This is a genomic window from Tenacibaculum bernardetii (genome assembly GCF_029125915.1).
GTDB lineage: Bacteria > Bacteroidota > Bacteroidia > Flavobacteriales > Flavobacteriaceae > Polaribacter > Polaribacter bernardetii.
Map to the genome: position 1 here is coordinate 130,605 of NZ_JAQJCU010000007.1, position 22,862 is coordinate 153,466.

Annotated in this window: 17 protein-coding genes; 6 read left to right on the plus strand and 11 right to left on the minus strand. The window is 31.0% G+C overall.

The genetic code is table 11. The features are described 5' to 3' along the window. Positions 1 to 35: 35 nt before the first annotated feature. A complete protein-coding gene (locus P2G10_RS07930; protein WP_275316015.1) occupies positions 36 to 1,814 on the minus strand; it encodes a tetratricopeptide repeat protein in 1,779 nt (592 codons plus the stop codon). A gap of 121 nt (positions 1,815 to 1,935) precedes the next feature. Here P2G10_RS07930 and P2G10_RS07935 point away from each other — a divergent pair, with 121 nt between their 5' ends. Further along, entirely contained in the window at positions 1,936 to 2,079 is a 144-nt protein-coding gene (locus P2G10_RS07935) for a hypothetical protein (protein WP_218771968.1), read from the plus strand. Between the two features lie 100 nt (positions 2,080 to 2,179). Here P2G10_RS07935 and serS read toward each other — a convergent pair whose 3' ends face one another. Both serS and P2G10_RS07945 read right to left on the minus strand, forming a co-directional pair. Continuing rightward, on the minus strand, positions 2,180 to 3,454 hold the full coding sequence (gene serS / locus P2G10_RS07940) for a serine--tRNA ligase (RefSeq protein ID WP_275316016.1): 1,275 nt from the start codon (positions 3,452 to 3,454) through the stop codon (positions 2,180 to 2,182). 62 nt (positions 3,455 to 3,516) lie between these two features. After that, complete coding sequence (locus P2G10_RS07945) at positions 3,517 to 4,446, minus strand: bifunctional riboflavin kinase/FAD synthetase (protein WP_275316017.1); 930 nt, start codon at positions 4,444 to 4,446, stop codon at positions 3,517 to 3,519. A 191-nt stretch (positions 4,447 to 4,637) separates the two neighbouring features. Here P2G10_RS07945 and P2G10_RS07950 point away from each other — a divergent pair, with 191 nt between their 5' ends. Continuing rightward, positions 4,638 to 7,478 (plus strand): TonB-dependent receptor, encoded by a 2,841-nt coding sequence (locus P2G10_RS07950; protein ID WP_275316018.1) that lies wholly within the window; start codon positions 4,638 to 4,640, stop codon positions 7,476 to 7,478. A 79-nt stretch (positions 7,479 to 7,557) separates the two neighbouring features. On the opposite strand, the gene P2G10_RS07955 is transcribed toward P2G10_RS07950, so the two are convergent. From P2G10_RS07955 to P2G10_RS07975, 5 genes are all read right to left on the minus strand, one after another. Then, positions 7,558 to 7,749 (minus strand): hypothetical protein, encoded by a 192-nt coding sequence (locus P2G10_RS07955; RefSeq protein WP_275316019.1) that lies wholly within the window; start codon positions 7,747 to 7,749, stop codon positions 7,558 to 7,560. 131 nt (positions 7,750 to 7,880) lie between these two features. Then, positions 7,881 to 9,422, minus strand: a complete 1,542-nt coding sequence (locus P2G10_RS07960; protein WP_275316020.1) for a glycine--tRNA ligase — start codon at positions 9,420 to 9,422, stop codon at positions 7,881 to 7,883. Between the two features lie 99 nt (positions 9,423 to 9,521). Beyond that, positions 9,522 to 10,421: a hypothetical protein gene (locus tag P2G10_RS07965; protein ID WP_275316021.1), complete on the minus strand. Its 900-nt coding sequence runs from the start codon at positions 10,419 to 10,421 to the stop codon at positions 9,522 to 9,524. A gap of 33 nt (positions 10,422 to 10,454) precedes the next feature. Beyond that, the gene (locus P2G10_RS07970; RefSeq protein ID WP_275316022.1) at positions 10,455 to 11,357 is read right to left on the minus strand and encodes a hypothetical protein; all 903 of its coding nucleotides are present in this window, start codon (positions 11,355 to 11,357) and stop codon (positions 10,455 to 10,457) included. An 18-nt stretch (positions 11,358 to 11,375) separates the two neighbouring features. Further along, positions 11,376 to 11,960, minus strand: a complete 585-nt coding sequence (locus tag P2G10_RS07975) for a class I SAM-dependent methyltransferase (protein WP_255554380.1) — start codon at positions 11,958 to 11,960, stop codon at positions 11,376 to 11,378. A 52-nt stretch (positions 11,961 to 12,012) separates the two neighbouring features. Here P2G10_RS07975 and P2G10_RS07980 point away from each other — a divergent pair, with 52 nt between their 5' ends. Beyond that, positions 12,013 to 12,705, plus strand: a complete 693-nt coding sequence (locus tag P2G10_RS07980) for a ComF family protein (RefSeq protein ID WP_275316023.1) — start codon at positions 12,013 to 12,015, stop codon at positions 12,703 to 12,705. 52 nt (positions 12,706 to 12,757) lie between these two features. Further along, positions 12,758 to 14,353 carry an Ig-like domain-containing domain gene (locus P2G10_RS07985; RefSeq protein WP_275316024.1) on the plus strand — a complete coding sequence of 532 codons (1,596 nt, stop codon included), beginning with the start codon at positions 12,758 to 12,760 and terminating at the stop codon, positions 14,351 to 14,353. Between the two features lie 27 nt (positions 14,354 to 14,380). On the opposite strand, the gene P2G10_RS07990 is transcribed toward P2G10_RS07985, so the two are convergent. Both P2G10_RS07990 and polA read right to left on the minus strand, forming a co-directional pair. Continuing rightward, positions 14,381 to 14,770 (minus strand): hypothetical protein, encoded by a 390-nt coding sequence (locus P2G10_RS07990; protein ID WP_275316025.1) that lies wholly within the window; start codon positions 14,768 to 14,770, stop codon positions 14,381 to 14,383. Positions 14,771 to 14,782: 12 nt separating this feature from the next. Then, positions 14,783 to 17,623, minus strand: coding sequence for a DNA polymerase I (gene polA / locus P2G10_RS07995; protein WP_275316026.1), 2,841 nt, complete (start codon positions 17,621 to 17,623; stop codon positions 14,783 to 14,785). A gap of 106 nt (positions 17,624 to 17,729) precedes the next feature. On the opposite strand from polA, the gene P2G10_RS08000 reads away from it, so the two are divergent. Next, positions 17,730 to 18,953, plus strand: a complete 1,224-nt coding sequence (locus tag P2G10_RS08000; RefSeq protein ID WP_275316027.1) for a metallophosphoesterase — start codon at positions 17,730 to 17,732, stop codon at positions 18,951 to 18,953. Between the two features lie 86 nt (positions 18,954 to 19,039). Further along, the gene (locus P2G10_RS08005) at positions 19,040 to 19,333 is read left to right on the plus strand and encodes a thioredoxin family protein (RefSeq protein WP_275316028.1); all 294 of its coding nucleotides are present in this window, start codon (positions 19,040 to 19,042) and stop codon (positions 19,331 to 19,333) included. Between the two features lie 176 nt (positions 19,334 to 19,509). Here the strand turns inward: P2G10_RS08005 and P2G10_RS08010 are convergent, their stop codons facing one another. After that, complete coding sequence (locus P2G10_RS08010; protein ID WP_275316029.1) at positions 19,510 to 22,629, minus strand: DUF2723 domain-containing protein; 3,120 nt, start codon at positions 22,627 to 22,629, stop codon at positions 19,510 to 19,512. Positions 22,630 to 22,862: the final 233 nt, after the last annotated feature.

Genomic DNA, 22,862 nt, shown 5'->3' on the forward strand with positions numbered 1-22,862 from the left:
ACAATAAATGTTACATTAACTTATTGATACATAGGTTAATTAATTTGGTCACCTCTTAGTTTTCTAAACTTTTTACGAGCATCAACTAAATAGATGCTAGAAGCGTGGTCAAAAATAATCTTTTGATAGTATTCTTTAGCCTTTTCGAGGTTATTTAATTTTATATTGTATAATTCTGCTAATTGATAATACGTATCATCAACATAAATTCCTTTTTTATCTAAAGTGATTATTTTATTAAAGCTTAAAATGGCTTCATCGTATTTTTGTTGTTTTACAAAAAGTTTAGCTTGTTTAAACAATGCTTCATCTTCAATAGGTTGGCCTTTGTATTTTGTAATAATCTCGTTTAAAATAGTAATCGCTTCGTTATCTTTATTCTGAAAAGCCAACAAGTCGGCTTTAGCATATTCTTTTAAGCCTGAGGGAATACTATCTTTTGGTTCGTTATCAGAAATTGTTAAAAATAAATTTGCGGCATCGTTAGCAATTAATTGCGTGGCTGAACCTTTTAAAACTTTTAACTGTGCTTTTGCCCATTTAAAATCATGTTTAAAATAAGAGGTTTGTGCAACTTTAAATCGTGCTTCTTGCCCTAAAAAATGATTTTTAAATTTTGTTTGAACTTGAGAAAAATAAATTAATGCCTTGTTAAACTTATTAGTATATACTAAAACCTCGCCTAGTTTAAGTTTTACCATTGCTTTTGTAAACCTAGAACTCGTAAAAGTCATTGCTTTTTCTAAAATTTTAGAAGCTTCTTCAGGATTGTTTTTGGTAAATGTTACGTAATTAGCATAGGCTATTTGTGTACGAAAGGTGAGTTTATTAATTCCGTATTCATCAAATACTTCTTTAAAGCGAATGTCAACATCCGTTTGTTTTGTTTCAATAGCTATTTTTAAATTATTATTGATGGCATTAAACTTATCACTCGGATAATTGGTTTTTTCAATCATTAAATCGAAACATTCTTTTGCTGTTTCATAATCTTCATTATCTAGCGCTATTTTACCTAATTCAGCAATTTTGCCTAAATTATTAGCATCTCTGGCTAGTAATGCTTTGTGCTGAATAAGTGCTTTATTGTATTGTTTTTGCTTAACAAATAGCCAGGATAATAAATCGTTCCAAATATTTTTTGGATTGCTAATTGATTTTCGCAGCAATGCTTTTTTAAATAAAATATTATTTTCATTTTCGGTATCCTCATTAATATATCGGCTTGTAAAACGCTTTACGTTGTTAAGGTAACTTTCGTTTTTATCAACCAAATCAACATACGATTCAAACATTTTAGAGAAGTTTCCTTTTTCACCATAAATTTGCGCTAATTGAAATCCGTAATTCGCATCTGGATTATTTGCCATTACTTTTGTATAGGCTTCAATAGCATAATCTAACTGATTATAATTTTTAAAAAGGCTTGCAATAATATTACCATAAGTACTTCTGTTATCTAAAGATTTAAGAGCAATTTTATATTGTTTATCGGCTTCGATATCATTCTGTTGTCGTTCGAAATTATAACCTCTAATAACATTTAGGTAGCTTAAACTTGGTCTTTCATTTAGTTCTTTTGATAATAAAACTTCAGCGTTCATAAACTGATCTGTTTCTTGGTAACAGGTTACGAGTCTTTTTAGATAAGTGGTGTTATACGGACTTTTATCGTGTAGTTTCTTGTAGAGCTGAATTGCTTTTTCATATTCATTATTTCTAAAATAATTTTCAGCAACAATAAATTCGTTTTGTTGTGCGTAACAAAATAAACTAAAAATCAGTAAATTAAATAGAATAACAGCTTTTCTCATCAATCAAAAATACAGAACAATATTGTTAAATTTATACTAAAAGGCTTCCTTTTTTTGAAAGTCTTGTAACATTTTGGCACGAACTTTGTCTTACTGATAATAACACCAAACAATTTATACTATGAAAAACTTTAACACACAATATCAGGTAGCAAAGAACAATGCAAATGAGTTTATGAATAACGGACAAATAACAAAGTATTTTGAAGCGTTATTAGAAATGAATAAATACAAAAGGTTAATGGTCGCTGTGGTTGCCAACTAAAGATATAAAATTAATTCATTTTGAAGGGTGGATTACTAAAAATGCCAAGTTTCTTGATTGAAACTTGGCATTTTTTATTTTTATACGAGTCGATTTTTATTTAATCAATCATATCAAAACCACAATAAGGAACTAATACCTCAGGAATTTTAATTCCGTCAGCAGTTTGATAGTTTTCTAAAATTCCCGCTAAAACTCTAGGTAACGCTAAAGAACTTCCGTTTAATGTATGAACAAACTGACTTTTACCATCTTTGTTCTTAAAACGTAATTTTAAACGATTTGCTTGGTAAGTTTCAAAATTTGAAGCCGAACTAATTTCTAACCAACGCTCTTGCGCAGTTGAATATAATTCGAAATCAAAAGTTAAAGCTGATGTAAAACCAGTATCACCACCACACAAACGCAAAATACGGTATGGTAATTTTAAATCACGTAAAATATCTTTAATATGTTCTACCATTCCGCTTAAAGCATGGTAAGAATTATCAGGATGCTCTACACGAACAATTTCTACTTTATCGAATTGATGTAAACGATTTAAGCCACGAACATGCGCACCATAACTACCTGCTTCACGACGAAAACAAGGGGTATAACCAGTATATTTAATTGGTAAATCAGCTTCTTTAACCAAATCATTTCTGTGAATGTTGGTAATTGGCACTTCACCGGTAGGAATTAAATATAAATCATCTACTGTCGAATGATACATTTGACCTTCTTTATCTGGTAATTGACCTGTTGCAATTCCTGAAGCTTCGTTAACTAAATGAGGAACTTGTACTTCGTTATAGCCAGCAGCTGTATTTTTATCTAAAAAATAGTTGATTAATGCACGTTGTAAACGAGCTCCTTTTCCTTTATAAACAGGAAAACCAGCACCAGCAATTTTGGTTCCTAATTCAAAATCGATAATATCATATTTCTTAGCTAATTCCCAGTGAGGTAATGCATTTTCGCCTAATTCGGGAATTATTCCTTCACTAAAAATTTTCTCATTATCTTCTTCACTTTTCCCTGCTTTTACAGATGCATGAGGAATATTCGGAATTGTATATAATAATTCTTGTAATCTATCGGTAGCAGTATTTAATGCTTCCGTTAATTGCTTAGATTGTTCTTTTAATTCACCTGTTTTTTCTTTTAACAAGTTAGCTTTCTGAACTTCACCAGATTTAAAAAGACCACCAATTTCTTTGGAGATTTTGTTAGATTCAGCTAATATATTATCTAAAGAAACCTGTGTAGCTCTACGAGTTTCATCAGAAGTTAATACTTCATTAATAATTGCTTCGGCATTGGCAAAATTACGTTTTGCTAATCCGTCTAAAACAGCTTGTTTGTTTTCTCTAATAAACTGAACCTGTAACATCTTTTTAAATTTTTAAGAACCGCAAAGATATAAGAAGCGACAGACTTTGGCAATGCTAACGACTAATTGTTTTTAAGGTAGGTTAGTGAGGTTTCTTTGTCCTTTTTTAGTTGAATAACTAAATCGTTTACCGAATCGAATTTTTGTTCATCTCTTAAAAAGTAAAGCAACTCTACGGTAAGATTCTCATTATATAAATCGGCATTAAAATCGAAAAAATGAATTTCAATTGTTTGATGATCTCCATTAACCGTAGGTCGGTTACCGATGTTCATCATTCCGAAAACAGTTATATTTTTAATAACAGCTTTTACAACATAAACCCCTGTTTTAGGTATTAGTTTATAATCTTCTAAAACTTCAATATTAGCGGTAGGAAATCCTATTGTGCCGCCTAATTTTTTTCCGTTAACTACTTTTCCTGTTAATGAAAAATTATATCCTAAATAATTGTTAGTGGTTTTTAAATGTCCGTTAGTTAGTGCTTTTCTAATTTTGGTAGAACTTACCGAAACCTCGTCAATATCTTGTGCAGGAATTTCTTGTACCGTGAAATCATATAAATGAGAATACTCTGTTAGTTGTTCTATATTTCCTTCTCTGTTTTTACCAAAATGATGATCGTAACCAATAATTAGTTTAGAAGTATTTAATTGATTTACTAAAAGATCACGAACAAAATCTAAAGCAGTAAGTCTTGAAAATTCTCTACTAAAAGGATGGATTATTAAATAATCTAATCCTAACTTCTCAAGATGCGCAGCGCGTTCATCAATAGTATTAATTAACTTTATAGATACATCTTTTTGTAAAACCATCCGCGGATGCGGGAAAAAAGTTAATAAAACCGATTTTTTATTGGTTGATTTTGCCTCGTTAATTAATTCCTTAATAATTTTCTGATGTCCAATATGAACACCATCAAAAGTACCAATAGTTACTATTGTTTTTTGAGAAGAATTGAAATCGAAAATAGAGTGTATTATTTCCAAGTTAAGTACATGTTTATGCAAAAATACAATTTGTAAAAGATGTTAAATCATGATTATTAAAAAAATACTAAAATTAATAAATGTTTAATAATTGTACTTTAAATCGTGTGATTTGATAAAAAGAAGGTTAAATATTTCATAAATAAAAAAAAATTGTATTTTGCGCTACAGTTAACAAATTATTATACATTATGATGAAAAAACTATTACTTGTTGCATTTGTACTGTTTGGTACGATGGCAATGGTTGCTCAGACTACCATAACTGGTACGATCAATGACGCATCTCTTGGAGAAGGACTACCAGGAGCAAACATTAAAGTTTTAAGAAAATCTGTAGGAACATCTACTGATTTCGATGGAAAATTTACAATGACAGTTACAGATACTCCGCCTTTTACCATAGAGGTTTCTTCATTAGGGTATCAGTCAAAAAATGTTGAAATAACTAAAAACAACCAAGTTGTTGAAGTTAGCTTAACAGAAAACGCTACTTCTTTAGACGAAGTTGTAGTTTCTGCTTCTAGAACGCCAGAGCGTATTATGGAATCTCCAGTTACGGTTGAAAGAATGGATGCTAGAGCAATTAGAAACACTTCTTCTCCTTCTTTTTATGACGGATTAGAAAATTTAAAAGGAGTAGATATTAACTCTAACAGTTTAACTTTTAAGTCGGTAAATACTCGTGGATTTGCAACTTTTGCAAACGAACGTTTTATGCAATTAGTTGATGGGATGGATAACTCATCTCCTGCATTAAACTTTGCTTTAGGTAACCTTTTAGGAATGTCTGAATTAGATGTAAAAACAGTAGAGTTATTACCAGGAGCATCTTCTGCATTATATGGTGCAAATGCTTTTAACGGTATTATGTTTATGACAAGTAAAAGTCCTTTTAATGACCAAGGGATTAGCTATGTTATAAAGTCAGGTACAACAAGTCAAAAAGCTGCAGGAAACAACGCTTTTTACGACACTAGTATTCGTATGGCGCACGTTTTTAGCGATAAGTTTGCTGCAAAAGCAACATTATCTTACTTAAAAGGTGAAGAATGGCATGCAACTGATTATAGAGATGAAACAGATTTAACTTCTTTAGACCATTCGTCAAAACCAGATTATAATGGTTTAAACGTTTATGGTGATGAAGTTGGTACTACATTAAATTTTGATGAAATTGCAGGTACGCCAGCAGGAACTTTAGGATCACAAAGAGTTACTAGAACAGGATATAATGATACTGATTTAATGACCAACGAAGCGAAGAGTGTTAAGTTTGGTGCTTCATTACACTATAGACCTTGGGGTAACGATCGTTTAGAAATTATTTGGAATTCTAAATACGGTACAGGTAACACTATTTACCAGGGACAAAACAGGTATAACATCCAAAACTTTTTTATGCAGCAGCATAAATTAGAGTTTAAAGGAAAAAGTTTCTTTGTACGTGGTTATATGACTGCTGAAGATGCGGGAGATTCTTACGATACTCGTTTTGCTGCAATTAATATTAACAGATCTTGGAAATCTGATACACAATGGTTTCAAGAATATGCAGGTGCTTATTTAGGACAAGCTGCACCATTAGGGGTAGCACCTTTTGATCATAATGCAGCAAGAGCATTTGCAGATACAGGAAGATTTGAACCAGGAACAAGTGCTTATAATACGGCTTTTGAAAAAGTTAAGCAAGATCCGTCTTTAGTAACAGGTTCTAAGTTTCAGGATCAAACAAAATTATACCATGTAGATGCTAATTTAAATTTACAAGATTATATTAGTTGGGCTGAGGTGCAATTAGGAGGTTCTTACAGACAATATGTATTAAATTCAGGCGGTACAATTTTTACAGATTACGATGGTACTATCGATTACGATGAATTTGGATTATATACACAAGTTCAAAAGAAGTTTTTAGAAGATGATCGTTTAAAAGTTACAGCTTCTGCTCGTTATGACAAAGCTCAAAACTTTGATGGAAATGTATCACCTCGTTTATCATTGGCATATGCTGTTGGTGAAGATAAGAATCATAACTTTAGAGCATCTGTACAAACAGGTTTTAGAAACCCAACAACACAAGATCAATATATTGGTTTAGATGCAGGTAGTGGTATTTTATTAGGTACAGCTTCAGATAACATCGATAGATATATTTCAAACCCATTTGATTTAGGTATTAATCCAGGTTTAGCAGGATATATAAATGGAACTACTGGTTCTATGATTGGTTCTACAGGTACTTTAACAGGTAGGATGGCTTATGAAAATTCTTGGACGGAGGCTTCAATTGGAGCATTTTTAGCAACTGGGAACCCAGCTGATTTAGTGAAGTCTGATGTAGAGTTTGTAAAGCCAGAACATGTAACTGCTTTTGAAGTTGGTTATAGAGGTGTTGTAAAAGGAATTGCAATCGATTTAAACGTTTACTATAATAAGTATAAAGATTTTATTGCTGCTGAAAACGTAGTAGCGCCATTGTATGGAAATGTAAATTTATCTGATCAAGTAGACTTAACTCCATTAGGAGGCGCTGCAGGTACACCAATTAGTTTAGTTGCATTACAAAATGGAGATTTTAAAGGTGTTTCTTTAGATAGTAACTCTAAAGAAGATGTAAGTTCTTATGGAGCTACAATTGGTTTAAATACGAAAGTATTAAACGGATTCAACTTAGGTTTAAATTATACCTATTCTAAAATTGATATAAGCGAATCTTCTGATTTTGAGGCAGGTTTTAATACTCCAGAACACAAAGTTAAGTTTCAGTTTGGTAAAACAGATTTAATTGAAAACTTAGGTTTTAATGTAAACGTAAGATGGCAAGATGAATTTTTATGGGAATCTGCTTTCTACGATGGTATGGTAGATGCTAGAACTGTTGTAGATGCTCAAATTAGCTATAGAGTTCCTTCTATTAAATCAGCATTTAAAGTAGGAGCTGCTAATATTGGTGGTAAAGAATACTTTAGTGCGCCAGGTGTTGGGGCAACAGGTTCTCAATACTTTGTTTCTTGGACAATCAATAACTAAGAATAATTTTATGTAACCTAATTATAGTGTTACAGATCCATAAACTAAAAAGGCTTCATTTATAAAATGAAGCCTTTTTTTATTCGTTACTATTATCAATCCATTCTTTTATCTTTTGATCATTGATAATATATTTTTTGTATTTGTTATCTCTATACCTGTAATAAATAAACACAGGCATTAATATAAAAGCCATATACATAACGCCTAAACCCATTATAATTTGTGCTTTTGGATGTTCTGAGTTTAATAGATAAGCTCCAACAGCCATCCAACACAAAAAGATAATAAATAAAATTCGTATTAAAATTTTCATTATTGATGAATTTAATTGCTGTAAAAATAAAAATCCTAAACGTATTGTTTAGGATTTTCTTATTGAAATTTTAAAAGAAATAAAAATTACATTTTTTGTAACCAGTTTCTTACATCTACTTCTTGTTTTATAATTGCTGATAATTCAGAAATTTTAACACGTTTTTGCTCCATCGTATCTCTATGGCGAATCGTAACACTATCGTCATTTAAAGTGTCATGATCAACAGTAATACAGAAAGGTGTACCATTAGCATCTTGACGACGGTAACGACGCCCTACAGCATCTTTTTCATCATAAGACACATTAAAATCCCACTTTAAATCTTCCATTATTTTACGAGCAACTTCTGGTAAACCATCTTTTTTAACCAATGGTAAAATAGCAGCTTTTACAGGTGCTAAAATAGCAGGTAATTTTAATACAGTTCTTGTAGTACCGTTTTCTAATTCTTCTTCTTGTAAAGAATTAGAGAATACGGCTAAAAACATTCTATCTAATCCGATAGATGTTTCTACTACATAAGGTGTGTAACTTTTATTCTCTTCGTGATCGAAATATTGTAATTTCTTACCTGAATGTTCTTCGTGTGCTTTTAAATCGAAATCGGTACGTGAGTGAATCCCTTCTAGTTCTTTAAATCCGAAAGGGAATTTAAATTCAATATCAGCAGCATTGTCTGCATAATGGGCTAATTTTTCATGATCATGAAAACGGTAGTTTTCAGCGCCCATACCTAATGATAAGTGCCAATTTAAACGCGTTTCTTTCCATTTGTTATACCATTCTGTTTGAGTTCCTGGTTTTACAAAAAATTGCATTTCCATTTGCTCAAATTCACGCATTCTAAATATAAACTGACGTGCAACAATTTCGTTACGAAAAGCTTTACCGGTTTGTGCAATTCCGAAAGGAATTTTCATTCTACCAGTTTTTTGTACGTTTAAGAAGTTTACAAAAATTCCCTGTGCAGTTTCAGGACGTAAATATAAATCCATTGCGCTTTCTGCAGAGGCTCCTAGTTTTGTTCCAAACATTAAGTTAAATTGTTTAACTTCTGTCCAGTTTTTAGAACCCGTTAATGGATCTGCAATTTCTAACTCTTCAATTAATAATTTTACGTCAGCTAAATCTTCTTTTTCTAAAGATTTACCTAAACGAGATAAAATAGTATTTATTTTTTCTTGATATCCTAAAACACGGCCATTGGTAGCAATAAATTCTTCTTTGTTAAAGGCATCACCAAAACGTTTAGCTGCTTTCTTAACTTCTTTTTCAATTTTACCTTCAATTTTAAGACAGTAGTCTTCTACTAAAACATCTGCTCTATATCTTTTTTTAGAATCTTTATTATCAATTAAAGGATCGTTAAAGGCATCTACATGGCCTGAAGCTTTCCAAGTGGTTGGATGCATTAAGATAGACGCATCAATACCAACAATATTTTCGTGCATTTGCACCATTGCTTTCCACCAATAATCTCTAATATTTTTCTTTAACTCAACTCCGTTTTGAGCATAGTCATATACCGCACTTAGCCCGTCATAAATTTCAGATGATTGAAATACATAACCGTATTCTTTTGCGTGCGATAATACTTTTTTAAATTGATCTTCTTGTTTTGCCATAATGCAAAAATAAAATAAGGATTTTAACTAATACTATTCTAAATGAAAAAAGTGAAGAATTAAATGAATTCTTCACTTTTAATAATATTTTTAGGTGTTTTATTTTAAGTTTACGGTGGTAGCGCCAGAATAAACACCGTCTACAAAAGCACTTACAGTGTATTCTCCTTTGTTAATATCGTCTCTGTTCACCAAAATAAGTGAAACAAGGCTTAATCGGTCATTGTTGTAGTTAATTTCAATTGAATCGGAATATTGAATTTTACCACCATCTTTTAAATTGGTAATTCCTTTTGGAGCAATCACATTTTTGTTTTTATCTATAATTTGAATATAAACAGACTTCTCACCAGCGTATGCTACTACATTTTTTAATAAATCGAAGTTTACTTTAAAAGCATCAGTTCTGTTTGATCTAGATGTAGATGTTAATTTTCCACTGCTACGTTCTTTTAAAGTTTCAACTTTAACGGCACTTGTTTTTATGACTCCACCAATAGCAATTTTAGTTTCAAGAGTTTTTTGCTTTTCTTCTAATTCTATATTTTTTTCTGTTAAAGAAGTATTTATTGATTCTTTTTGAAGCAAAATTTCATTAGTAATTATATTTTCTTGAGATAATACTTGGTTGGCAGTACTAAGAGAGTCTACTTTTACAAATAGGTTTCGGTTTTCACGTTCTAAGCTGCTAATTTTTTTTCTGTATTTTCTGATCAAGCTATACTTATCTATCTGTAGGTTTTTAATTGAATCACGTAAATTGTTCATCTTAACAATTTCAACTCTCAATCTTGTAGAAAGGCGTTTTTTACGAACAATAACATCCGTATAATCTTTAATCATTTCATCTAATTCTTTTTCTAAATCAGCTTTTTCCTGTTCAAAGACTTCTTGAAGGTTGTTGTATTGGTTAGATTTTTGTAAAGAATAGATTGTTAGAAATAAAGTAAGTGCTAAGAGCGCTACAATTAATATACTTCTTCTTTTTTTTGGGGTCATAATAAAGGGGATTAAAGTAAGGGGTTATTAATTTTATTTAAGTTCTATAAATGTGCTATTAGTAAAAACACCATCTATAAAAACATTTATTTTGTAAGAACCTTTATTTATCATATCACGATCTACATCGATGAATGAAATTACAGCTAATTGTTTATTGTTATATTTTGCTTTAAAATTATCGTTGCAAAGTATTTTTTCTTTATTTTTTAGTTTTACTTCTTGTGTAGGTGCAATAACTTTATCGTTATTTACAATTTGTATATAAATAGATTTTTCACCTGAACTAATGATATTATTTTCAAGTAAGTTAAACTCTATTTTAAAAGCATCCGTTTTACTAGAGTACGAGGTGGAGGTGTGTTTTCCACTACGTCTTTTTTTCATAGCGACTACTTTTATTGATGATGTTTCAATAATTTCAGCAATTGCAATTTTTTCTTTTAGTACTTTCTTTTCTAAATCTAGTGATTGGTTTTTATTTTTTAACCTTGTATATAAACCTTCTTTTTGAATTAGAATGTCTTTAACACTATCGTTTTTTGTTAATAATTGATTATTTACTGCATTAAGAGAATCTATATGAGCGAAAAGAATTTTATTCTGTTTTGCTAAACCAGAAATGCGTTTTCTATAAAGACGAAACAAACCATAGTCCGTGGTTTTTAAATTATTTATAGTGTCTCTAAGTTTAATTATTTTATGAAGCTTATCTCGTAAATTTAAAGAGATATCTTCTTTTTGATATATAGCATTCTCATAATTTTTTATAACGCTATTTAATTCAGACTCTAGCTCTATTTTTTCTAATTTAAAAACCTTTTTTAGTTCAGAATATTCACTAGCATTTTGGTAGGATAATAAGCCAATTGCAATTACTAATAGAAGTAAAAAAGCAATAAAGCCGTTATTCTTTATTTGGGAATTGATAATCATTTGGGGTATGAAGAACAATTAGGTGCGTTCGCGGGCTAATATACTATTTTTTACACAGTTGTAAATAAATGCTGGCGGAAAATTAAGCGGTTCAAAACTTAACTGAATATTATCTCCAAAAACACCTTTTAATTTTTTGTAATATGTAAGACTATATTGGTATTGTATGAATATACCTTTAGTGTTTAAAAGCAGATAGCTTTCTTGTAAAATATTGTGTGAAACTTCTTTAGGTATAATAGTTAGAGGTAAGCTAGAAACAATGTAATTTACCTCATTATATCCTAGTTTTTTAATCTCTCCACGCATGTTTTCAGCAGAGGCTTTGATAACAATTAATTGAGGATGTTTAATCTTTTTTAATTCTTTATAAAAAGCATCATTAATTTCAAAACAAATTAAAACTGTGTTAGGTTCTATTTCGTTTAAAATAGTGTTTGTTATTGCACCGTTACCAGGACCTAATTCTATAATAACTTTAGCTGTAGAAAAATCAATTTCTCTAAGCATTTTCTTGGCTAAATATTTAGAGCTAGGAGCAACTGTACCAGATGTTTTGTAGTTTTTAACTGCTTCTTTAAAAAAATTAAATTTTTTACCCAAAATAATGTTTTATGATGTTTTTTGTATATTTCTACTAAAAGTGCTGGTAAAGATGCAATATTTAAAAGATATATTCTACTTATTTTATCCTAATTTATGTGTTAATTGTGATGTAAATTTATTAGAAAGCGAAAAGTATTTATGTACATTTTGTAGTAATGAAATACCTATTATTGAAAATAATGCGTATGTAAATAGTACGCTTTTAGCTCCTTTTTATGGTAAAGTGCTAATTAATAATGTGCGTTGTTTTATGTATTATCAGAAACATGGAATTGCAAAAAAAATCATTCACGAGTTAAAATATAAGAATCAACCAGAAATAGGAGAGTTCATTGCTAATTGGTTTGGTAGTCAGTTAAAGGAATCGGCTATTTTTAAAGATGTTGATTATATAGTTCCGGTGCCACTACATAAAAAAAAGCTAAAGAAGAGAGGTTATAATCAACTTACGAAATTTGGAAAAACGTTAAGTAGTATTTTAAATATTGAATATGAAGAACAGATTTTAATTAAGTCATCCATAGCAAAAACACAAACATTTAAACATCGTTTTGAGCGCTTTTCAGATTCTAAAACAAAATTTAAGTTAACAGATTTTAAAGTTTTTGAAAACAAACATATTCTTTTAATAGATGACGTAATAACTACAGGTGCAACTTTAGTTGCTTGTTGTAATGAATTGTTAAAAGTAAAAAATATTACCATTAGTATAGCAACCATAGCGTATACTAAAAAAGGTTGATTTTGTTGCTGTTATTTTAGTACTTTTGATGTTGGAATTAAACAATCAATTTGTGAAAAATAAGTTATTATTTTTAGTCGTTTTTGTATCTATAATCATATTAAGTTGTGCTCGAAAAGGAAGACCCGAAGGTGGCCCGAAAGATGAAGATGCACCAATTATGATGACTGCGAATCCACCTTATGAAACGATTAATTTTGATAAAAAAAACATCAAAATTCAATTTAACGAATATATTGTTTTAAAAGATTTAACGAAACAGTTGGTGGTTTCTCCACCTTTAAAATACCCACCGGTAATTACACCGCAAGGAACACCAAGCAAGTCTATTAATATTAAAATTTTAGACACTTTAAGAACAAACACAACCTATACTTTTAATTTCGGAAACGCAGTTCAAGACAACAACGAAAATAACAAGTTAGAAAGCTTTAAATATGTGTTTTCAACAGGCAATTATATAGATTCTTTAAAAATTAAAGGAGCAGTTTCGGGTTCGTTTAAAAAAGAGAAATTAAAAAATATATCGGTTTTATTATATCGATTAGATAGTATTTACAACGATTCGATTATCTACAAGGAAAAACCAAATTACGTTACTAGCACGTTAGACTCTACCAATTTTGAATTCACGAATTTGCGTGACGGTAAGTATTTGTTGTTAGCACTAAAAGAAGCATCAAACGATTATCTTTTTAATGGCAAAACAGATGAAATAGGTTTTTATACGGATACTATTTCTTTGCCAAAAGATACGTTGATAATGAAACCAATCCGTCTTTTTAAAGAGTTACAACCATATAAATTTAAAAGAGGAAAAGAAGTTGTAAAAGGTAAAATACAATTCGGTTATGAAGGCGAAAGAGAAGAGATGAAAATTGAGTTGCTGTCTGAAGTTTCAGAAACGTTTAAATCGTTTTTAGAGTTCGAAAAAGACAAAGACACGCTTAATTATTGGTTTACACCTGTAGCACAAGATTCTTTAAACTTTATAGTTCGCAATAAGAAATTTATAGATACTGTTACTGTTAGTTTGCGTAAAAATAAAATAGATTCTTTAAATGTGTCATCAACTGTAGGTATAAATTTACATTTAAATGATACCATATTTTTAAATACTAATAATCCAATTGTTTCATTAGATAAATCTAAATTTTCATTAGTAGATAAGGATACAGTGAATGTAGATTTTGATGTAAAAAAGCAAACGATAAATAAGTTGGCTGTTTTGTTTAAAAAAACGCCTAAAATGAATTATAAATTTAATGTTTTACCGAAAGGAATTATCGATTTATATGAAACAACAAACGATACATTAAACTATCAATTTAAAACACTTACTGTTGAAGATTATGGGAGCATAATTTTAGAGGTAAAAAAAGAAACAGAACACCCAGTTATAATTCAACTTTTAAGTAATAAAAAGATTGTAAAAACAAGGTATATTTCAACTTCTCAAAAAATCGAATTCAACTTACTAGAACCTAAAGAATATACCGTTAGAGCAATTATTGATAAAAACAATAACCATGTTTGGGATACCGGTAATTTCTTATCAAGAAAGCAACCAGAACAAGTAATTTACTTTGAAACAGTTTTTAAACTTAGAGCAAATTGGATTCAGAATGAAGAGTTTATTATTAAGTAAACTCTTCATTAATTTCCCCATGCTTTATTACTCATCATAAGACGTTGCACTAGGGCAGAATAATAATTCGGTTGGATTGTCGATATCATATAAATATTGATAACTCCTTGAGTCTTTATTGCAATAAGGTTCTATCAGTTTTAGCATCGTATTAAATCCATTTAAAGTTAATACGCAGAAAAACGTTTCACTGTCTTTCGTAAGTATTCCTTCGTCAGATTTAAACAAACCGAAAATTAAATTACAATTACGAGGTTCTATGAAGTCAACTTCAGCTAAATCTAATTTTTGTCTTTTTTCAATAATAGTTTCTTTAATTAAATCCCTAAATTTAATCGCCTCGGTTTTGTCGAAATTGTATAAACGAACAACATGTTCATCAAAACCATTTACATTTTCTATATAATCTAACTCCATCTTCTTTCTTAATTAATGTGCTTGTAGCCAATTTTCTCCTTCACCAATTTCAACATCTAAAGGAACAGCCATTTTAAAGGCATTTTCCATTTCTTCCTTAATTATTGGTTTAATAATTTCTAACTCGTCTTTATGCGCATCAAAAACCAATTCATCATGCACTTGTAATAGCATTTTCGATTTAAAACCTTCTTTTTTAAATCGATTGTAAATGTTAATCATGGCTAATTTAATAATATCGGCAGCACTTCCTTGTATAGGCGCATTTACTGCGTTACGTTCTGCAGCACCACGAACAATAGCATTTTGAGAATTGATGTTTTTTAAATACCTACGACGGTTTAAAACGGTTTCTACATAGCCGTTTTCACGAGCAAAATCTACTTGTGCTGCCATGTAATTACGTAATTTAGGATACGTTTCATAATAGGTATCTATCAACGCTTTCGCTTCTTTACGAGATAAGTCGGTTTGATTGCTTAACCCGAAGGCAGAAACACCATATACGATTCCAAAATTTACTGTTTTTGCATTGCTTCGCTGTTCGCGAGTAACTTCACTTAACGGAACATTAAAAACTTTTGCAGCGGTAGAAGCGTGAATATCTTCGCCATTTTTAAAGGCTTCAATCATGGTTTCTTCTTCACTTAAAGCAGCAATAATTCGCAATTCAATTTGAGAATAATCCGCAGCAACTAATACATGGTTTTCATCTCTAGGAATAAAAGCTTTACGAACCTCTTGTCCGCGTTTTGTACGAATAGGAATGTTTTGTAAGTTCGGGTTATTAGAACTCAATCTTCCTGTTGCCGCAACTGCTTGCGCGTATGAAGTATGAATACGACCGGTTTTAGTGTTTATCTCATTTGGTAAAGCATCTACATAAGTGCTTTGTAATTTTTTATACTGACGATATTCTTGAATATCTCTAATAATTTGATGCTCTTTTGCTAAGAAAGATAAGACATCTTCGGCAGTAGAATATTGCCCTGTTTTTGTCTTTTTAGGCTTCTCTACCAATTGCATATTTTCAAACAAAACAATACCCAATTGTTTTGGTGAAGCAATGTTAAACTCTTCGCCGGCTTGCTCGTAAATACTTTTTTCTAAACGTTCAATGTCGTTTGCTAAATCAACCGAAAGCTCTTTTAAGAAAGGAATATTTAAGTTGATTCCCTCTATTTCCATAGCTGTTAAAACCGAAACTAACGGAGTCTCAATCGTGTTAAATAATTTAGTAACGTTTCCGCTTTCTAATTCATTGGTAAAATGTTCTTTTAACTGCAAAGTAATATCGGCATCTTCAACGGCATATTCGGTTTGTTTAGCAGTATCAACAGTTCGCATAGAAAGTTGATTTTTCCCTTTTTTACCAATCAATTCTGTAATAGGAACAGGCTGATAATTTAAATAGGTTTCTGCTAAAATATCCATTCCGTGTCGCATATCAGGGTTTATTAGATAATGCGCAATCATGGTATCAAATAATTTTCCTTTTACAGGAATATTGTAGTTTGATAAAACTTTGATGTCATATTTTAAATTATGACCAATTTTTTCAATCGTTGATGTTTCAAAAAAAGCACGAAATTCTTCTAAAATTGCAGCTGTTTCTTCTTGATCTTCTGGAAAAGAAACATAATATCCTTTGCCAATTTCCCAAGAAAAAGAAATCCCGATTAATTCAACTTCTAGCGCTTTTAAACCTGTAGTTTCTGTATCAAAACAAACAGATTCTTGTTGCATTAACTTGTTTAATAATAGCTTTCTTGATAAAGGAGAGTTTACATGCTGATAAAGATGCTTGGTGTTGTTAATGTTTCTGTAACCAGAAGCAATTTCAACCTCGGTAATAGTTCCGGCACCCGGAGCAGCAAATAAATCGAATTGTCCAGCAGTACTTTTATCAGCTACTTTTTTTGGTTTGGCAGCTGTTTTTTCATCTTTTTTTACTTCGGATGTATTTTCGGTAACCCCAAAAGCTTTTAAGAAATTATCAGTTAAACGACGGAACTCTAAATTGGTGAAAATTTCTTTAGTTGCTTCGATATTTGGTTGGCACATTTCAAAATCTTCCTGATGAAATTCAACAGGAACATCCAACATAATCGTTGCTAATTCTTTTGATAAAATTCCAAGTTCGGCATTCGCCTCTACTTTTTCTTTCATTTTACCTTTTAAATCTGCTGTGTTTGCAAGCAGATTTTCCATTGAGCCATATTTTGCTAAAAACTTCTTAGCTGTTTTTTCACCAACACCAGGTAAACCGGGAATATTATCAACAGAATCTCCCATCATTCCTAAGAAATCAATCACTTGTTCTGGTCTTTCTACGCCAAATTTCTCTTGTACTTCGGGTATTCCCCAAGTTTCATACCCACCACCAAAACGTGGTCGATACATAAAAATATTTTCAGAAACTAATTGTGCAAAATCCTTATCGGGCGTTACCATATAGGTTTTATAACCTTCTGTTTCGGCTTTTTTAGCTAAAGTTCCAATAATATCATCAGCTTCATATCCTGTTTTTATAATAGCAGGAATATTCATTGCTTTTAAAATTTCTTCGATATACGGTACTGCAATTTTTATCGCCTCTGGCGTTTCTTGTCTGTTCGCTTTATATTCAGGAAAAGCATCAACTCTGGCAACCGATCCGCCGCGATCAAAACATACTGCTAAATGATCAGGACGCTCACGTTTTATAACATCTAACAACGAATTTGTAAAACCCAAAATTGCAGAAACATCCATTCCTTTCGAGTTAATTCGGGGATTTTTTATAAAAGCGTAATATCCTCTAAATATTAATGCGAAAGCATCTAGTAAAAAAAGTCGTTTTTGATCTGCCATTTGTTTCTATAGTTGAAGATTGTAAAACTACGAAACTTTAACAAGATGTTAAAAATTGATTTTCAATAATCAACCTATCTTTGTTCGACTTTTAAAAAAAATAAACATGTCTCGTTGGTTGCTATCAATTATAATTATTTCATTACTTATTGTTGCTTTTGAAGCCTATGCTTTTCAGGCAATTAAGACCATAACAAAGAATAAATTTATTCGTTATGGATGGCTACTTTTAGGTTTGTTAGCGTATGTTAACTTTTTTTACGTGGTGTTTTCTTCGGATAGAAGCTCGGGGCAAACCCCGCAATTTCAAATGGCGGTAGGAGCGCTTTTGGTAGTATTATTACCTAAGTTGTTTATTTTGATATTTATGATTGGTGAAGATGTAGTTCGGTTGATAGGAAAGGGAATTTCTTTTTTATCATCAAACGAAACAAAACCTTTAGCGGGCAGAAGGGCTTTTGTGGCTAAACTAGCTTTGGGTATTGCTGCGATTCCGTTTGCTAGTATATTGTATGGTATTTTTAGAGGTAAGTACAATTATAAAGTGATAAAATATCAATTGTCGTTTAAAGATTTACCAGAAGCTTTTGACGGATTTACAATTACACACATAACAGATATACATTCGGGTAGTTTTACGAATAAAGAAGAAATATCTTATGGTGTTGATTTAATTAACGAACAAAAATCAGATATGATTTTATTTACAGGAGATCTTGTAAATAATTTTGCTTACGAAATGGATGAATGGATTGATGTTTTTAAGAAAATAGCTGCTCCTGTTGGTAAATATGCTGTTTTAGGAAATCATGATTACGGAGATTATTCTAAATGGAAAACTGAGGAAGATAAGGCTGAAAATTTTAATGCGATAAAAGAACTGCATCCGAAAATTGGGTTCGATTTATTACTGAATGAAAATAAATATATAGAAAAAGACGGACAAAGAATAGCTTTGGTTGGTGTAGAAAATTGGGGAAAAGGTTTCAATCAAAAAGGAGATCTTAAAAAAGCATCCGAAGGAATAAAGAAAGAAGATTTTAAAATCTTAATGAGCCACGACCCGAGTCATTGGGAATATAAGGTGAAAAAAGACAATTTTAACTATCAGTTAACTTTAAGTGGACATACGCATGGTTTGCAATTCGGGATTGAAATACCAGGATGGATTAAATGGAGTCCGTCTCAATACGTATACAAACAATGGGCTGGTTTATACAATGAATTTGGGCGATATATTAATGTAAATAGAGGTTTTGGTTATCATGCTTTTCCTGGTAGAGTTGGTATTTGGCCAGAAATTACAGTAATTGAACTGAAAAAAGGTTGATTTTCAGTGTTTTTAACAAATGTTAATATCTAATTAGAAAAAAAAACAGTAATTTTGAATGATATTACATATAAATATTATATAGAATGACAAAGTTTGGTGAAATTATAAGTATAAATAAGCCAGTTTTAATTGATTTTTACACCGATTGGAGTGAGTTAGAGCCTAGTTTAGATACCCTTCGTGATGTTGCTGCTGCTTTAGGTGATAAGGCAAAAGTGATAAAGATTGATATCAGACAGAGCGAAATTTTAGCAGAAGCTTTGCGCGTTAAAGGAAACCCTACGTTTATGATTTATAAACAAGGAGAGATGAAATGGCGTCAAACAGGAGAGCAAGATGCTAATACTTTAATTGGTTTAGTACAACAGTACGTTTAAGTTGTTGTTTTAAACTTAGGATATTCTTTTAAAGAATTATTTTTCTTAACTATCGTGAGAACGGTACTGTATTTTATTGCTGTAATCTTATCCCAAATGCATATAACATATTTATATAAAAAAGCAGCGCAACTAATTTTAGTTGCGCTGCTTTTTTATAAAATATACCTCAAAAATTAAGGTTTAATAGTGTCTAATTCTTGCGGAAACTGTTCTTGTTCCTCTTCGTCGGACATCAAGTGTTTAAACAAACGCGCATGATTTAAGTATCCTTCAAAAGCTTTTTTACCATAGTCCATATCTTTATCATATTTTGTGACTTGTTGTATGATATTTTGATACATATATAAGTTAGTTTCTAAATTATCAAGAATTAAATCAACATCACTATCTTTAAAAGTGCTGTAATACTTTAATTTCTGTTGAAAGATATTTATTAATGTTTCTGCAGTTTCACGTGCTTTGTTTTTATCACCTATGCGATAGTATAATTCAGGATATCCTAAAGAAATACTATAATGCCCAAAATCGTTAATTGGCATTTTGTATAATGATAAATCTAATACATCTTTCGCGTTAACAGAATCACCTTCTTTTAAGAATTCTTCAGATAAACGCATTAAGTTGTTACGAATAGATATCGCATTACGTTTACTTTGTTCGTCTAAATAAATTTTACCATTATTAATGGTTTTCCAATCCCATTTTTTAACATTGTCATACATTTTTTTAGGATCGATGCGTCCCATGTCGAATATAGATTTTCCTCTGTTAGATGTTTTGATCGGCACTAATTTGTACGACATTCCATCTAATTGTAAATAATCTTTCAACCAAATATACTCTTCATCAGCATTGGCGCCACCGGTAAAATAAATTGGGCGTTTCCAATCGAAATTATTTAAAATATCGAGCATTAAGATTCTATTTTTTGTTAAACCTTGCTCATCAACAGTAATATCTATGTAGTCTAAAATTTTATCAGCATCTTTCTGTGCTACCAATCCTGTTTTTAAAACATTTTCTTTGTTTACAGGAATTCTAATTCTGTTGGTTGGGTAAAACTTTTCTTTAGACTCTTCAGTAACTTCTAAATATGTAGCATCATTATCGCTTGCAATCCATCGCATAAAATCTTTAATAGGAAGAATTGAGTCTTTTAACTGAGGCAATGGGTAATAATAGGCAACGTCTAAAGTTCCGTATTTATACTGGTCGTGTGTTAATTGCGACGGAATAGGATCTGCTTCATAGGTTTTCTTTTTCATCTGGTCGATATACCAAGCCGTTTGAAAAAGACTAGTATTTACAATCTTAATATCTTGTCGCACGCCTTCTACCTGCTGCATGTACCAAAGCGGAAAAGTATCATTATCTCCAATAGTAAAAATTATAGCATTTGGGTCGCAACTTTCTAAATACGTTTGTGCGTTTAGTTGAGATACATAACGATCACCTCTATCATGATCATCCCAGTTCTGAACGCCCATTAAAAGAGGAACCGCTAATAGTGAAAAGGCTGAAACGGCAATTGCAACGGTTCTTTTGTTTGCGTAACTTTTTAGGTAATCATATAATGCGAATACTCCAAAACCTATCCAAATAGCAAATACATAAAACGATCCTACTACGGCGTAATCACGTTCACGAGGCTCAAAAGGCTTTGGGTTGGTATAAAATATAATAGCAAAACCAGTAAAAGCAAAGAATAGGGCAAGGGTGTATAAATTCTTTTTGTCTTTTTTAGATTGATAAAACAAACCAATTAATCCTAAAATTAAAGGTAAGAAGAAGTATTTGTTACGTCCTTTGTTGTTTTCAATGTCGTCTGGTAGGTTTTGTTGCGATCCTAAGCGCATTTCATCAATAAAATCTATTCCGCTTAACCAATTACCATTTTCAATATCTAAATGTCCTTGTGCATCATTTTGCCTTCCAACAAAATTCCACATAAAATAGCGTCCGTACATGTATCCGAATTGATAATCAATCATGAATTTCATGTTTTCTACAAACGTAGGTCGTCTTTTACTTCGGGCAGGAATTCCGGCAATTCTTTTGTATTCTTTTTCCGACGCAGGATTTACCATACGGGGTATAAAACCTTTGTGTTTGCTAGAATAGTTTGGCAATACGTTCTTGTATTTATTTACAATAACATATTTACCGTCTTTCTTTTCGTATTTAGGTTTATCGTCTTTATACGGTTGATCTGCATCTTGCGTTCTGTCGTAAGAAACAGAATAATACTTGTCATAAAAAACATTCGCATCACCATATTGTTCACGGTTATAATAGGCTAATAATTCACGTGCGCTTGACGGATTGTTTTCGTTAATAACCGTATCTGCATTTGCACGAATTGGTAACATTAACCAAGACGAAAAACCAATCATAATAAATAGTACAGACAGCACAAGAGTGTTTGCCATTACTAAGTTTTTTGTACGTGTATATTTTAATCCGAAGAAAAATAAGGCGATTAAAACAATACCAGCAATAATGGTTCCTGTATTATATGGTAATCCTATTTGATTGATGAAAAACAATTCTGAAACACTAAAAAATTTGAGTGTAAACGGAAATAAAAATTTAAAAACAAAAGCTAAAACAAGTATTGAAATAAGTGTTGCGATTGCAGTTGTTTTTATATTGATGTTATTGTAGGTTTTAAAGAAATATAATAAAACAATAGAAGGAATTACTAAAAGTGATAAAATATGAACTCCGAATGAAAGTCCTACTACAAAACTAATTACTACCAACCATTTGTTTCCTCTAGGCGTATTTATTTCACTTTCCCACCTTAATCCTAGCCAAAATAATAAGGCCATTAAAAAAGAAGACATCGCATACACTTCACCTTCTACGGCGCTAAACCAAAAACTATCAGAAAATGTATAAGCTAAAGCACCTACTAATCCGCTTCCTAAAACAGAAATAGCTTCGTTTTTACTGAATTTACCATTCTTAATTGCCATTTTTTTAGCTAAGTTGGTAATGGTCCAAAACATAAATAAAATTGTAAATGCACTGGCTAAACCAGACATGAAGTTTACCATTTTTGCCCACTGACTTGGGTCGTTACTAAACATGGCAAAAAATGCACCTAACATTTGAAATAACGGCGCTCCTGGTGGATGCCCAACCTCTAGTTTTACTGCGGTAGAAATGTATTCTCCACAATCCCAAGAACTAACTGTAGGCTCTAAGGTTAGTGTATATGTGATTAATGCCACGGCAAATGAAAACCATCCTAAAAGGACATTCCATTTTTTGTAGTTAAATTCGTTCATAGTTTTCTGTATAATAAAGTACGAAAGTATTAATTACTGTTGGTTTTTTACTGAAAACAAAAATATAATTTTGAGATAGTTAACGAACAAAAAGTGGATATAAAATTGTGTTAAATGAAAAAAAGCATAAAAAATTTGCCGAAATAAAACTTTGTATTATATTTGCACCCGCAATAAGTTATTGGCCTATGGTGTAATTGGTAACACACCGGTTTTTGGTACCGACATTCAAG